Raw genomic sequence first — 13,730 nt, 5'->3', positions numbered from 1 at the left:
TCTATTATGAGGATCGTTCAGGGACGATGCCGGTATGGACTTGCAGCAGAAATGCGTCGAAGCGCTTTTCGTTCTCCAAGTCGCGACCGGCGATCAAGGTGCCAAAAACGGCCCCGAGAAAACCTAACGGTAGAGATATAATCGTGGGATTGACGAGCGGCCAAACGGCATCGCTTCCGCGCATGGCCGGACCGATCATGGCCAACACGACGGAACTGATCAGGCCCATGGCCATTCCACCGACGACACCCCCCGTGTTGAAGCGCCGCCAGAACAGCGAGAGCACCAGGACCGGGAAGTTCGCGCTGGCGGCTACGCAGATGGCAAGGATCACGAGAACCGCGACGTTTATTCCCTGAGCAAGAATGCCGAGTGCGATGGCGAGAAGTCCGATAACGACTGCCGTCACGCGCGCTATCCGAACTTCGCGCCGACCGTCGACCTTGCCACCTTTCATCCAGTTCACGTAGAAATCGTGCGCGATGGTGCTTGACGTCGACAAGGTGAGCGCCGAGACGACTGCGAGGATAGTCGCGACCGCCACCGCCGCCACGAACCCGAGCATAAGTTCACCGCCAAATGTACCTTTACCGCCGCCGAGATATTGAGCCAACAAGGGTAGCGTGAGATTGCCACCCTTGTCGGCGGCACGGATCGTGTCCTGTCCGACGAAGTCGGCGGCCGCGAGCCCGAACAGCGTCGTCGCCGCAAAAAACGCTCCGGCCAAAAACATGACCCAGACCACGGACCGTCGTGCTGCGCGGGCGTCAGGAACCGTATAGAAGCGCGTCATCACGTGCGGCAGGCCCGCCAGCCCCAGAGTGTAGCCCAATCCCAACGAGATCTGATCGAAGGGGTTCTTGAGATAGTTGCCCGGAAGGAGATATTTGGCGCCGTATTTTGCTTCGTCGTCCGCAAAGAAGGTGAGCGCATCGAAATGAACCAGCGAAAGCGCCATGAGTAGCATGATAGCGCCGGCTCCGAGCATCAAAACCGCCTTGACGATCTGCACCCATGTGGTCGCCAGCATGCCGCCGAACGCGACATAGACGATCATGCTTAGGCCGACGAAGACCACGGCCCAATCGTACGATATACCGGTCAACAATCGAACCAGCACGCCGGCGCCCGCCATCTGGGGCATCAGGTACGCGAAGTTGACGATGACGGTTCCTGTTATCGCTGCGAGAAGCGAGGTGCGGGTTTGCATGCGGCTGCGAATGACGTCGCCGAGCGTGTATTTTCCGGAGTTGCGAAGAGGCTCCGCGATCAGGAACAGAACGGTGCAGAAGGCCACGAGCGGCCCCAGCGCATAGAAAGCGCCGTCCATACCGTATAGCGCGGTCAGTCCGGTAAAGCCGAGAAAGGCGGCGGCGCTGCACCAATCGCCGGCCAGAGCGAAACCATTCTGCGCCGCTGTAAGACCACTGTCCGCGGCGTAAAAGTCGCTGGTCGTGGTGGTCCGCTTGGCAGCCCAATAAGTGATGCCAAGGCTGATCAGCAAAATCGCGATAAAGATGGTAAGCGTGATGCTCACGGGTCCGACCTCCGGATCGAAGCCTGATCCGCGGCCTTTGAGGCAAGCGGGTCGAACTTGTTGTTGGCGATGCGCTCATAGACAACCGCGAGCACCCACGACATCAAATAATTGACCCCAATCAGGGTAAAGCCCAGGTTCAAAGAGCCGACGATCTTCAACGACATCAGATCTTTGGCGAAGCCAGCCAGCGCAGTCAATCCGATGTAACCGGTCATGAAAGCGACGGTCATGGGTACGAGAAACCTGACCTTCTCCGCCACTAACAGTCGAACGAACTCTCGCGCGGCTTCCGGCCGCGCCTCGCTACCAGACATCATCCCTCCCATATCGCCCGCTTTTGCGCAGGTTGGCCTCCGCCAGTTTTCGTACCGATGGGGCTTGCCATCTTTACGCAGGCGCCCGCTAGTGGCAAAATGAATTATAGCGATACTTGGTATCGGATTTAGCGATTGTGGAGACGGCGATGAATCTGGATATCGATTGCCTTCGTTCGTTTCTCGTGGTCGCAGACGCCATGAGTTTCTCGCGTGCGGCCGAGGCGGTTGGTCGCTCGCAGTCGACCATAAGCCAGCAGATCGCGAAACTTGAGACCCAGGTCGGCCGGCCCCTGCTTTCTCGGCGCAAGGGAAGGGTATTGGAACTGACGACCGAAGGCGGCCGGTTGATGCAGTACGCGCGACGGATACTCAAGCTCAACGACGAGGCCTACGCCTCCATGTCCGACGATCTGCTGACGGGCTTCGTGCGTCTTGGTGTCCCGCTCGATTTTTTCGGCCGGGATTTTGCGGCCTGGCTCGCGCGGTTCAAGGCGAAACATCCGATGGTCGGACTGGAAGTCGAGGCCAACCAGTCCGAAAGCTTACAGAAGCGCAGCGCTCGTGGAGACTTCGACCTTGCTTTCTTCAAACAGGAGGCCGGGGCAAAGTTCGGCACCGTAGCGCTGCGCGAGCAATTGGTTTGGGTCAGCGGCCCGAACTACACCGCCAACGATTCGGATTCTCTTCCTTTGATTCTGTTTCCCGAGGGATGCACGTATCGCCGCATCGCCATCGCTTCCCTGAAGGATCATGGTCGTCCCTGGCATCTCAGTTTTGTCAGCCCGAGCTTCGAATGTCTCAGATCCGCCGCCACGGAGGGCATGGGAATAACGGTTCTCGCTCGAGCCTTGGTTTCGGCTCCGCTCAAGATCGTTCCTCACGGCAGGCGCTTGCCGCAGTTGCCTTCGATCGAACTCGTGTATTCGTTTGGACGGCGCAGCAATTCCCGTGTCGTCGGCGAACTCGCCAATCATTTGGCCGATCGTTTGGCCTCGGTCGTCCCGTAAAATCTGCTGATCTCCCGTTTGGAGGCACGAAGCTCCGTTCCACCAAAATTGCCTCTTCAATCCGCAGGGGACATTGTTCGCGAGGCGCCGCACGGGCGGAAAATGATCCATCTTTCGGGCCTTAAGCGACTTCGGTAAGGTCGCGGACGGCAGGTGTTTTCGGAGGGGTTACTGATCTTGACGACGAAGTCTCTGATTCGAATTCATTTTAGGAGCCAGCTTCGTCTAAAAGCGGCTAAGCCTGCCGTTACGAGGACGCGGATATCGGCGAAGTGTTCGCGCAGAGGCGGTCATCGAACCTGCGAGCCGAACGCTCCTCCACATGTGAGATGGTCGGGAGTTAGTCGCTCGGGATGAAGCCGACGGCGAAGACGCGACAGCTTGGTCGGCGATCTTACGCGCATCGTTCCACATTCCACACGCAATCCCTATTGTGAAGCGCGGCCCGATCGACGCGTTTTGCCGTTATTGGCGAGCAGAGATCTGTGTTGAGCTGGAGACCTGACACTTGTTCACATGCCGCCTGCGCCTCCGGCCTTTCGATCAGGATCCTCATCTATCGAAGGAGGCCACTGCTTGCAGTCGAAGCTTCGAGTTGCGCCGGTGCAGACCACGTCTGCTTGACTGGAAGGCTTCGTAATAGGCCGCGCCTGGCCGGACAATCTGTGATCGCTGAAGTGAATATTCTCCCGGGTCTTCTCTTCCGCTCGGGCGTTCGTCGCGGCCTTGGCTGGCGCGATGAAGGGAACCAGAACCAGCGCTGTCGCGCCTATGGATAGTGTCAAAAGCCGGGTCGCAGATTTTCCCATACGTCTCTCCTGACCTGAGCCGAGCAAGCTTGTGCTGAAGGTTCGTTTCACCGGAACGAATGTTACGGCGGAAATCGCACTTGTTTTCTCGTAAACGCCCTTAAGGCCGGCGTTGAAGATGTTGACAGCGTTGGAAGACGAAGCTGACAGCGGGACGGTCTTTCAACTCCAAAGGCGCCGTTCGGTGATCCGTGAGATCGCGGGTAACCCTGGTTTGCGACCGCACGCCAACCAGGCTCGAAGATCGAGGACGCCATCGATTGTTAAGGTTTCACGCGATCGTTATGCGGTCTCGGCATCCCGAATAGCTACGTTGACGGCCCGGTTCATCGGCAGTTGGGCGTAGGAGGATTGTTGCATGAAGCGTTTCTTTTGCTTCGGTAAGTTCATGCTATCTGCACTAACCGTGCTGTCTGCTTTAGCCGCGCAGTTGGCCGCGCACGCGCAAAGCGCTTCTCCTGTCGAGGTCGTCGAGCAGGCCGTAGCGGCCGTTGGCGGTGTTGCGGCGCTCCGCTCCGTGAAGGGGCTTTCGCTTAAGGCGGACGCACAGTTCTGGGAGCCCCAACAGAGCTACGTCGCCGACGGCGAGCCTCGCTTTATCGGCGATTCCAGACTCTCCCTCACGTGGGACGGTGAGAAGGATTTGTCGCGATCCGATTGGGACCGCAAATTCGAATACCCGTTCGTCGAAGAGAAAAAATACAGCGAGATTGTTAGCCCGAGATACGGCGCTGTGTCGACGGCGAAAGGTGAGGTACCCATGTCCGATATTAGAGTCGCAGCCTATCGGCGCGAGCTCGAAGGGGCCTCACCGGTTCTGCTCTTGAAAGCGCTTGACGCGCCGCAGAAGCTTTCATCGTTGCCCGATCAAATCCTCGACGGCAAGCTGCTGCCTTCCGTCGTTTTTTCGGACGGTGACTTCAAATTCACGGTCTTGTTTGATCGTTCGACCAAGTTGCCGGCCGCAGTTCGTACGCTCGACGACGACTGGGTTTACGGAGATGTTAATTACGATCTCGTATTCGACGATTGGCGATCGGTCGACGGGGTAAAGATCCCATACTCTCAGACATACAAGGTCAATAACACCGTTGTTGGCCGTGTAAAATACCGAGAAATAGAGATCAACCCCCCCATCGCGGCTGACACCTTCGCGATATCCGATGAGGCTCGAAGGGATGCGATAACGCCAGCTCAAGGATCGGTACCCTACCAGTGGGTGATTCGCCGTCTGTTTCTCGGCCGCTTTCTTGATAGCAACACCGTAAATTATCCTTCGTCCACAACGGGGCTCAAGCTCGTCGAACTTTCTCCAAACGTTCAATTCGTGACTGGCGGTTCCCACAACAGTCTCATCGTTGCGCGTAAAGATCACCTAATCGTATTCGACGCGCCCATCAATGAATGGCAGTCGCGTTGGACGATCGACGCAGCAAAGGCAAAGTATCCCGGTAAACCAATAAAATATCTCGTGCTGACACATCACCATAACGATCATACTGGTGGAGCGCGAACGTACGTGGCCGAGGGCGTCGCCATCATCGTTGCAGCTCCAAATAAAGCGCACTTTGAGACGGTGTTTCTCGCGCAGCACACGATTAGCCCCGATGAACTTCAGAAAGATCCGAAGCGAGCCAACATAATCGAATTCGACGATCACGTGACGCTTGATGATGAATTTGGTGAGATCAATTTATACAAGATCGTAAATCCACATGCCGAAGGCATGCTGATAGGACACCTGGTTAACGAGAACATCGTCTGGGTTACAGACCTCTATTCGCCGATTCGTGACGAGGATCGTTCGGAGATGTTCGTCTCCTTCTACGAGGGCTTGAAGAAGCTGGGGATTGCGCCGGGACGCATCGCCGGCGGCCACGGCGGAGTCGTGCCCCGATCGGAAATGGAAGCGATTATGGCTAAGCGATGATTTCAGTCATCGGAAGTAGGTAACTGGTTGCAATCGGTAATATTCCGCAAATCGAACTCCCAAACGACTCCGTTGATCGACGGCGACATCATGTGAAGGCAGCATTGGGCTTTTTCGCGAAAGACAGAAGTCCCTCTCTGAAATTCGACCCATGGCGCGCGACCGTCGGCACGCCCGACAAGTTCTGATCTCGCGATAGATCGCCCGAACCGACTCGGGCGCGTCGGCCTCGCTCACCTCGGCAAAACGCCTCCGTCTGTCACATCGTCGAATTCAGCTGTCATGTTTAGGATTCATGCTATCCAGCGCTGCTTCTCCTAAGAGATTGGTCGTCCCGATACCGTCCTCAAACCGTGGTGACTCGCGGCGTCGCACAACCGATGAGCGCGCAAACGCCAGTCATTCTTGCGATCGGATGGCGTACAAAACGGCGGACCGAGTGGAGGACCGGCTCAATTTCCAAGCGTGGCGCTGTCGTCGAAAGCTCGCTGGCCAAAGCCGCGCCCAGGCTATCCCCAATCCGGCGAGTGGCGGCCACGAGCACCTGCAACTCCCCAGACTCCTGAAGCGGCACAAGCATCGTCCTTACGAGGGCTAGATAGGTAGGCCAGTGCGCGAGATGTCGATACATGCTGGCGACGAGAGCGGTGTCCCCATCCTCGCCAAATCCGTTCAATTCGTAGATCAGGTTTGCAAGCGAGGGACGCACCTCGGTCATAGGTATGAGCCTCGGCAGAGCGACGCGGCTTGGTGGAATGTAGGATTTGTCGAAGTCAACCGGGAATAGAGTTGCCTTCTGCGAAGCCTCGGCGCTCTGAAAACGCGTGAGAAAGGCGGAAAAGCAGACGAGGGCAAGAGCATTTGTGTGTTGGTAGCTATCCAGGATGGCCCGAATCGTGGATAGAGCCGAGACATCCAATCCGGCAGCGCGAAGTGTGTCGCGGGAAAGAGGCGGGAGATGAGGCAGCGCCAGAGTCTTGCGGATATTGTCGGCAGGTAAGATCGCAGGGCCTAGATATAATGGCTTTAACGAAGCCCATACCCATTGGAGAGCCCCTGGAAAATTTGCGAGATGACGCCAAATCAAGTTGACGACCTCCACGTTCAACGTGCTGCGGATATCCGCGAATATTTCGGCCGTTTCTCCGGTGGCGGCCTGCTCGCCGATTGCCGGCACCGGGTCGTTATCTACGAGGCTTGTCATCCCGTTCTGCTCCAGATCCCGGATCGATAGCCGAACAACTGCGTGCCCTCGAACCCCCGGGGATATTTGTCCGTCCGCCGGAAATCCGTCCGCGAGAGGGCCCGTCCGCCTCGTTCGATCCGCTCAGTAGGTAGCCGCGAGCTTGTCTTGCGTCATGGTCTCGAAGTCACCCGCGTCATGGCGTTCACGCAACTGTGTGGAGGGCTCGCCACTGACGCGATTGACCATGCGTCCGCGCTGCACGGCCGGCCGTTCGAGGAGCATATCGGCCCACCGCTGAACGTTCTTGTAGTCCTGTACGCTCAGAAAATCCGCCGCACCGTATTGCCAGCCCTTCGCCAAGCCTCCGTACCAGGGGAGGATGGCCATGTCGGCAATTGTATAGTTATCGCCCGCGATGAAATCGTACTCCGCCAACCGGCGATCGAGTACGTCTAGCTGGCGCTTCACTTCCATAGCAAAGCGGTCGATGGCATATTCGATCTTCGCCGGAGCATAGGCGTAGAAATGGCCGAAACCGCCGCCGAGATAGGGCGCGCTTCCCATCTGCCAAAACAGCCATGAAAGGCACTCGGCGCGCCGGGCGACGTCAGTCGGCAGGAAGGCGCTGAACTTCTCCGCGAGATAGCACAGAATGGACCCCGACTCGAACACGCGGATTGGGATCGGGCCGCTACGATCCAACAGGGCCGGGATTTTGGAATTGGGATTGATTTCGACGAACCCGCTACCGAACTGGTCACCTTCGCCGATCTTGATAAGCCACGCATCGTATTCCGCACCGTGGTGCCCGAAGGCAAGCAACTCCTCAAGCATGATCGTGACCTTCACGCCGTTCGGCGTACCAAGCGAATATAGCTGCAAAGGATGACGCCCGACCGGCAGCTTCTTATCGTGGGTCGGACCCGCGATGGGGCGGTTGATGTTGGCGAAGTGACCGCCGTTTGGCTTGTTCCAGACCCAAACCTTCGGCGGCGTATAATCGGATTTATCACTCATCTTCGTCCTCCGGATGTTCTCGGGTTTGATGTGCCGTCGGCCTGCCGACGGATAGTTGAAAGCAGGAGCGCGCGCCTCGTGGTAGTCGACCTTCTTGACGTCATGGATCCTGCCGGGGCCCTCGCTCGGACTACGGTGGAAGACCGAAGCGGGTCATCGTATCTCCTTCGTCGGGAGTAGGCGGCATAAAGGCGATAGCTTGTTGCATGAAGCGTCGAGGGCCTGTTTCGCTCATCTCGATTTTAGGGATTTCAGGGCCATCAAGATCGCATCGGGCTCTACACGTTTGCGATAGTCTACCTCGATCGCCGCTAGCACCACCCGACCATCGCGGGCAATCACATAAGTCGCTGGCACCGGCAATTCCCAGCTTTCGTCGCCGTTTATTTCGGGCAAGGCCTTGTTGTTCGAGCGGAGTGCCGCGCGCAGCTCTTCGGGCAGAGACCACACAAGTCCGTAGGAACGGGCGACCACGTTGCCAACGTCGCTGAGGACATCGAAGGTCAAACTGTTCGCCTCGGTAGTCGATAGCGAGCCGTCCGGGAGTTGCGGCGAGATAACGACTAGACGCGCGCCCAGCGCCGGCAGAATGGCCTGATAGGCTCGGAGTTGGATGTTGCAGTAGGGACACCAGCCGCCGCGATAAAAAGTTATGACGATGGGGCCGGTCTTCAAAATATTCTTCAGCGAAACGGGTCTGCCTTCGGGATCCGGCAGTGTGAAGTCCGATGCCTGGTCATCGACTCCGATCGCGTTCTCGGCGGCGAAGTTCGCTCGCAACTCTTCGATCTTTGAATCGTAGAGCGCGGGCCTGCCGACAGGCGCAGTGCGTGCGAACTCGGCCTTGAACGCATCCAGTTGCTCTTGCAACCTCATCAGGCGGTGCCCTCCGTTGCCGGCTCGGACCCTCGAAGAGCGTCAGGCAAGCCTGCAAGGGATTTTAGTACAATCGTTCTAAAATACAAGATGGCAGTGGATCGCCGGCCAAACGTGTGGCTCGGCGGCCGGCGGCAGTCCCTATAAAGCAGATCCAACCCATTCCGAGGCGGACTGGAAAGCATGCCGCCGGCTGGTATTCTGGCGCTATCGGCAGATGGACATCGGCCTGAGTATCCGCAACAGCTTGCGTCGTTCGACGGAGAAGCCGTCGGCCATTGTTCCCACGAGCCGATTGCCCTTTTGGCATCTGAAGCGAAGCGGTGGTCTGGAGTGACTTGCCATATTAGATCAAATGGTCTAATAAGCTACATGAGAAGCAAAGAGTTTGATCCTGACGATGTTCTGCAGGAAGCGCTGAAGACGTTCTGGCAGCAGGGCTTCGAAGGGACCAACATGCCTGAATTGCTCGATTCAATGGGTGTGGGACGCGCCAGTTTTTACAACGCGTTCGGCTCCAAACGAGAGGTGTTTCTGCAAACCCTCGATTTGTATTTCGTGATGGTGCGCACTCATCTCGAAGGCTTGATCTTGGATGTAAGAGATCCCCGGACCGCAGCCGCATTGCTGATCGACGGAATCCTTGCCGTTGCGAAAAGCCCGGAGGCCAATGCGACGGGTTGGCGCGGTTGTCTGATCGGAAATACCGCGCTGGAAGTCGGCGGCAACGATGAGGAGATAGTCGATAGACTGAAAGTCGGTGTCGAGATTCTTCGGGCGTTGTTTAGGAAGGCGATCTCCTTGCCCTCGAGCGCCGGCGTGAGACGTTCGAAGCGCGAGATTGATCAGATTGCCCTGCAGCTCGTCGCCAATGTTCAGGGCTTGTTAGTTTTGGCGAAGTCCGGCCTGTCCGAAGCCGATATCAAGCTCGCGCGATCCGCAATGCTTGCGACGATCCGTTAAACGCAGCCGTTACAAGGCGCACCCTTGCGCTCACACAGTTCGTCAAAGGGAGAAGAAAACATGAAGGTCGTTTCCGATAGGACGCATGGAATACTGGACTACTTAACTGTTGCAATTTTCGCCTTGGCGCCAAGCGTCCTTGGCCTTACCGGCTTTGCTGCGCTTGTCTCATACGCGCTCGCCGCCATTCATCTTGTCATGACCCTTCTTACGGACATGCCGCTTGGGGTTTTAAAGATCATCCCAATGCGGCTCCACGCACTTGTAGAAATGCTTGTAGGACCTGTTCTTTTCGTGGCAGCGTTGGTGTTGCCGACCATTCTCGGAGATCAGCGGGAATTCTTTTTGGTTATGGGACTGGTGATTTCGGCGGTGTGGCTGCTGTCAAGCTACGGCCCTCCGGCAGACGCTCCTCAGCCGCGTTCGACCTGACCGACGCGTGCTAGCCAGCTTGGAATGAAAACGTCGCGACCGATCGAACGCGAGTGCCCGGAGTGTAAAGGGACTGGGGTTGCGCCAGTAGAGCATCCGACGCGACCGGGCGTCCGGGTCTATCCGCCCCCGTGCAAAGAAAGAATGCCTCGGCAAGGGAAGGGTCGCCGATTGAGCCGTCAACTAATGACCGACGCCATGCGCCGGCCAGACCCGGCCCGGCGGCCACAAACACCGCTGTTTCGATCGTCGTGATAGTCCAACCAATCGGCATGTGGATAACCCCAATGTCCCCGCCGGATCTTTCATAATCCCAAAAGAACACCCTAGGCCGCTAATTTGGCCTTGTGAATAACTTATGTCCGTGGGGCACCTTTCACGACCTCGCCAGCCGACTGAACTTGGCAAGAATGTGATAGTTCCCGAGCAGGCGAAAGTCCGACGTCATCTGTCCCAAGTGTCACGCCGGCTACCCGAGTAGCTAATCTACCTTAAAGGTTACATTGAACTGGTTTGTAGCATTAGGGAATCTTCTTTTGATCTATGCGACCGATTCTGTGACCGGTTCGAGAGACGCTGGCTGCACGGTGGGGCGTTCCGTCCACCGGTGCGGCACCAACGCCGAGGCGCTGGTGCGGCGCGGGCGACTCGGGCTAACCAAGCATCGTCGATCGTCTCGGCTTGCACAAAAGGAAAGACATGGCTTCAGCCACGCGTGAATTGCCTGCCTCCGCTTACGCGCTTGAAGTGGACGGCCGGACGAAAGCTGAATTTGCCACGAGGGACGGCGCCATGGCAGGTGGAGAGGAGCTGAAGAAGCGCTTTCCCATGCTTCAGATCAAAATCTATGACGCGCAGACAAGCACTCGAGAGGAAATCCAGATTCCCTGAGGCCACGCATTTCCGTTTCCCGTTATGCGCGTGCGGCTGGCGCCGCATCGGGCTTTCGTGAACCGAGCCGCTCCGCGTCTCGGTAGGGTAGGCGTGGAACACCTCCGCGGAGGATGTTCCTACGCCTCCCCCCAAACCGTGCGGGCACCTTTGCGATGCACACGGCTTTCCATATGCGAGTGCTCTCGACCGGAAACGGTCGCCCGGCACGACGGGCACAAGACGATGGTCTTGCGCCGCAAGCCAGATCGTTTCCAGACTATCAGCGACCCACTTCGCAGGTCTCGAACACGGCGGAGGTGATGCATCTCGAACGGCCCCGTCGTGCCGCCGCATGCTTCGCATCGGCGAGCATTCAACCGGTCGATTAGGTCATTCGAGTTTCTGATCCACCACGCACCCCTTGTGACATCGTCAATTACTGGACTTATCCAAAAGGTTCGCGTGAGGTGCTTCAGTCTCCACAGTTTGATTGTGCGAAGCTTGCCCCGGACTACAGAACTAACCTCGTAGTCCGTGCCTTTCCACAGACGGGCCATGATCCGCGCCCTCGTCGTTCGATGTCGCAACGCCAGCGTCTTGATGAGGCTGCGGAACACAACAAGCTCCAACACTCCCAAGGCGCGTTTGTTGTCATCGGCAAACGAGTAATAGTTCGCAAAACCACGGAACTCTGAGTTGTAGGCGAGCACGGTCGCAGAGTCGCTGGTGACCAGGAACTGCTCACGAGCACGGCCGGTCTTCTTGGCGAGGTCGCCATAGCCGTTCCGTTTGCAGAACTCGGTTATCCGCTTTCGCGGCACACGTAGGCTAATATTACCGGTAGTCGGCCGGCGCGTGATACGCCATGTCCGTGCTGCCGGTCCCTTGCGGTTGGACCTTCGTCCACCCCCGTAGGACGTGTACGCTGCGATACGATAACCGAGGAAGGTCACTCCCTTTGAGGCGGCCTGAATCCCACTCTTCTCAGGCGAGATCGCGAGCTTCAGCGTCTCCGTCAAGAATCGTTCGACAGAGGCCATGGCTTCACGAGCCTCCGCCTTGCTGCCGATAATGCCGATCAGGAAGTCGTCGGCATATCGACAGTAGCGGAGCCTTTTGAAGTTGGGGTCCATGGGATCGACGGAAAGCACTTTCCGTCTCTCCTTGTTGATGGCTTTGATCTCTGCCATTGCGGCATTGATCTCGGCCAGCTCCGCGCCATCGGTGCGCAGCCGCTCAATCTTCCGGCGGAGACCAAGGACGCGCCTTTGCAGCGCCGCGTACGGCGGGAATGCGCGTCGGTCGCGACCTTTATCGAATCCCGCCTTCATTTTCTGCATGTGCTGGTCCAGCTCGTGCAGATAGATGTTGGCGAGCAAGGGCGATACTACTCCGCCCTGCGGCGTGCCGCTGTACGTGCGTCCAAGGACCCAATCTTCCATGTAGCCTGCTTTCAGCATTCCTTCGATCAGACCGATGAATCTATCATCATCGATCCGCTTCTTGAGAAGCGTGAGCAGAACGTCATGGTCGATGTTGTCAAAGAACCCACGCACGTCCACTTCGATCAGCCACTTGCAACCCGTCCAAGTCTTCTTGATGAGGTTTAGAGCGGTGTGACAGGACCTCCTCGGGCGGAACCCATGCGACTCATCGAGGAACACAGGTTCATAGATTGCTTCGAGGATGATCCTGACCGCCTCCTGAACGAGCCGGTCTTCCACCGTGGGAATTCCCAGCGGTCGTGTCTTGCCGTTGCCCTTCGGGATGTAAACCCGGCGGACTGGCCGGAAGCGATAAGTGCCATCTGCTACGCGCCTCGCAATGTCGGCGAGCTTCGTCAGCGACATGCCGTCGAAGGTCTTGCCGTCAACACCTGGCGTCAGTGCTCCCTTGTTGAGGGAGACCTTTTCGTAGGCCCGCTCGAAGAGATACGGATATCTCATCAAGCGGTGAAGGCCATTTATACGCTTACCCGACCGCGACAAAGTCGGCAGTGATTCAATTCTCCTCTGGATGATGACGGCCTGCATCAGCAGAACCTCTCCGTCGAAGAATCTTCTCTACGCATACTGCAAATGCCGTTATTGACGGCATCGTCCTTCCCCCGATCGGAGGCGCTTTCGATCCGGTCACCCGGCCTTATACGCATGATCGTCCGCCTTGCGGTGGCTGTCCCAGCCATTACGCTGGGCATTTGGGTACTACGACGGCTCCGTCGCCATACAGGTTCGCGGACGAACCTGCTGCAGGCGATCCCGTAGTTACGTGTGTGGGGAGTTGCGGTGTGTTTAGGTGTCCCATTCGCTTCCTTGACCCTCCGATGGAGGTCGTCCCACGCGGACTGGTGGCAGATCGCACTGGCCGGTGCGATTTGCCCCGCGTGGCGTAGCGTGTCAGCCGCGTTCGCTACCGCCAACCCTTTAGCAACTGGAAACTGGGATTCAGGCAATACAGCTTTCACCATGCACACCTTACTCTGTGTTCTCCACCGGGCTGCGGCGCCCGATTTCGAGACGTTTCCCGACATGCTCTGGTCCCGTTCCTCTTTCGAGGTCTCAGTCGTTTCCGACACCGGTAAGTCGGGCAAGTAAGAGCCAAACCAGTAGGCTCCATTCTTCCGAACACTCCCTTCTTCTTCACGCCACAACGGCGCACGCCCTTCGGGTAACGATCGCTATCGCAAGCGCTCGCTTCGCTCGCAAACAGTGGGGGGCGCCGCATGTCAACTGCCAAGTCGCGGCGCCTCTTTCGCAATGAATCGGCCGCCAGCCGACGTG

General features: G+C 57.6%; 11 protein-coding genes. 5 read left to right on the top strand and 6 right to left on the bottom strand.

Features of this window, described 5'->3' with window-relative positions; translation table 11 throughout:
- Positions 1-4: 4 nt before the first annotated feature.
- Both ABSE61_RS28565 and ABSE61_RS28560 read right to left on the bottom strand, forming a co-directional pair.
- Positions 5-1,537: a solute symporter family protein gene (locus ABSE61_RS28565; protein ID WP_423874510.1), complete on the bottom strand. Its 1,533-nt coding sequence runs from the start codon at positions 1,535-1,537 to the stop codon at positions 5-7.
- On the bottom strand, positions 1,534-1,857 hold the full coding sequence (locus ABSE61_RS28560) for a DUF485 domain-containing protein (RefSeq protein WP_423874509.1): 324 nt from the start codon (positions 1,855-1,857) through the stop codon (positions 1,534-1,536). The genes ABSE61_RS28565 and ABSE61_RS28560 overlap by 4 nt, the downstream gene beginning before the upstream one ends.
- 146 nt (positions 1,858-2,003) lie before the next feature.
- On the opposite strand from ABSE61_RS28560, the gene ABSE61_RS28555 reads away from it, so the two are divergent.
- Together ABSE61_RS28555 and ABSE61_RS28550 are read left to right on the top strand one after the other, a co-directional pair.
- Positions 2,004-2,864 (top strand): LysR substrate-binding domain-containing protein, encoded by an 861-nt coding sequence (locus ABSE61_RS28555; protein WP_423874508.1) that lies wholly within the window; start codon positions 2,004-2,006, stop codon positions 2,862-2,864.
- A 1,167-nt stretch (positions 2,865-4,031) separates the two neighbouring features.
- Positions 4,032-5,603 (top strand): MBL fold metallo-hydrolase, encoded by a 1,572-nt coding sequence (locus ABSE61_RS28550; RefSeq protein ID WP_423874507.1) that lies wholly within the window; start codon positions 4,032-4,034, stop codon positions 5,601-5,603.
- Positions 5,604-5,949: 346 nt separating this feature from the next.
- Here ABSE61_RS28550 and ABSE61_RS28545 read toward each other — a convergent pair whose 3' ends face one another.
- From ABSE61_RS28545 to ABSE61_RS28535, 3 genes are all read right to left on the bottom strand, one after another.
- Complete coding sequence (locus ABSE61_RS28545; protein WP_423874506.1) at positions 5,950-6,807, bottom strand: hypothetical protein; 858 nt, start codon at positions 6,805-6,807, stop codon at positions 5,950-5,952.
- Between the two features lie 123 nt (positions 6,808-6,930).
- Positions 6,931-7,806 carry a glutathione-dependent disulfide-bond oxidoreductase gene (yghU, locus tag ABSE61_RS28540; RefSeq protein WP_423874505.1) on the bottom strand — a complete coding sequence of 292 codons (876 nt, stop codon included), beginning with the start codon at positions 7,804-7,806 and terminating at the stop codon, positions 6,931-6,933.
- 231 nt (positions 7,807-8,037) lie between these two features.
- A complete protein-coding gene (locus ABSE61_RS28535; protein ID WP_423874504.1) occupies positions 8,038-8,682 on the bottom strand; it encodes a peroxiredoxin-like family protein in 645 nt (214 codons plus the stop codon).
- 183 nt (positions 8,683-8,865) lie between these two features.
- On the opposite strand from ABSE61_RS28535, the gene ABSE61_RS28530 reads away from it, so the two are divergent.
- The 3 genes from ABSE61_RS28530 to ABSE61_RS28520 all read left to right on the top strand — a co-directional run bounded on the left by ABSE61_RS28530 (position 8,866) and on the right by ABSE61_RS28520 (position 10,968).
- The gene (locus ABSE61_RS28530) at positions 8,866-9,645 is read left to right on the top strand and encodes a TetR/AcrR family transcriptional regulator (protein ID WP_423874503.1); all 780 of its coding nucleotides are present in this window, start codon (positions 8,866-8,868) and stop codon (positions 9,643-9,645) included.
- A 60-nt stretch (positions 9,646-9,705) separates the two neighbouring features.
- Positions 9,706-10,077, top strand: a complete 372-nt coding sequence (locus tag ABSE61_RS28525; RefSeq protein WP_423874502.1) for a hypothetical protein — start codon at positions 9,706-9,708, stop codon at positions 10,075-10,077.
- Between the two features lie 699 nt (positions 10,078-10,776).
- Positions 10,777-10,968 carry a hypothetical protein gene (locus ABSE61_RS28520; RefSeq protein WP_423874501.1) on the top strand — a complete coding sequence of 64 codons (192 nt, stop codon included), beginning with the start codon at positions 10,777-10,779 and terminating at the stop codon, positions 10,966-10,968.
- Positions 10,969-11,087: 119 nt separating this feature from the next.
- Here the strand turns inward: ABSE61_RS28520 and ABSE61_RS28515 are convergent, their stop codons facing one another.
- Positions 11,088-12,983: a reverse transcriptase domain-containing protein gene (locus tag ABSE61_RS28515; protein ID WP_423874500.1), complete on the bottom strand. Its 1,896-nt coding sequence runs from the start codon at positions 12,981-12,983 to the stop codon at positions 11,088-11,090.
- Positions 12,984-13,730 lie beyond the last annotated feature (747 nt).

This window comes from Bradyrhizobium sp. (genome assembly GCF_049519115.1).
GTDB lineage: Bacteria > Pseudomonadota > Alphaproteobacteria > Rhizobiales > Xanthobacteraceae > Bradyrhizobium.
Note: the sequence above shows the minus strand (reverse complement) of the source record. Positions and strands in the feature narration are given on the sequence as shown.

Excerpts from the sequence above, each read along its gene's own strand:
- ABSE61_RS28515 (WP_423874500.1), bottom strand. The coding sequence starts at position 12,983 with ATGCAGGCCGTCATCATCCAGAGGAGAATTGAATCACTGCCGACTTTG.
- yghU (WP_423874505.1), bottom strand. The coding sequence starts at position 7,806 with ATGAGTGATAAATCCGATTATACGCCGCCGAAGGTTTGGGTCTGGAAC.
- ABSE61_RS28535 (WP_423874504.1), bottom strand. The coding sequence starts at position 8,682 with ATGAGGTTGCAAGAGCAACTGGATGCGTTCAAGGCCGAGTTCGCACGC.
- ABSE61_RS28560 (WP_423874509.1), bottom strand. The coding sequence starts at position 1,857 with ATGATGTCTGGTAGCGAGGCGCGGCCGGAAGCCGCGCGAGAGTTCGTT.
- ABSE61_RS28520 (WP_423874501.1), top strand. The coding sequence starts at position 10,777 with ATGGCTTCAGCCACGCGTGAATTGCCTGCCTCCGCTTACGCGCTTGAA.
- ABSE61_RS28525 (WP_423874502.1), top strand. The coding sequence starts at position 9,706 with ATGAAGGTCGTTTCCGATAGGACGCATGGAATACTGGACTACTTAACT.
- ABSE61_RS28545 (WP_423874506.1), bottom strand. The coding sequence starts at position 6,807 with ATGACAAGCCTCGTAGATAACGACCCGGTGCCGGCAATCGGCGAGCAG.
- ABSE61_RS28530 (WP_423874503.1), top strand. The coding sequence starts at position 8,866 with ATGCCGCCGGCTGGTATTCTGGCGCTATCGGCAGATGGACATCGGCCT.
- ABSE61_RS28550 (WP_423874507.1), top strand. The coding sequence starts at position 4,032 with ATGAAGCGTTTCTTTTGCTTCGGTAAGTTCATGCTATCTGCACTAACC.
- ABSE61_RS28555 (WP_423874508.1), top strand. The coding sequence starts at position 2,004 with ATGAATCTGGATATCGATTGCCTTCGTTCGTTTCTCGTGGTCGCAGAC.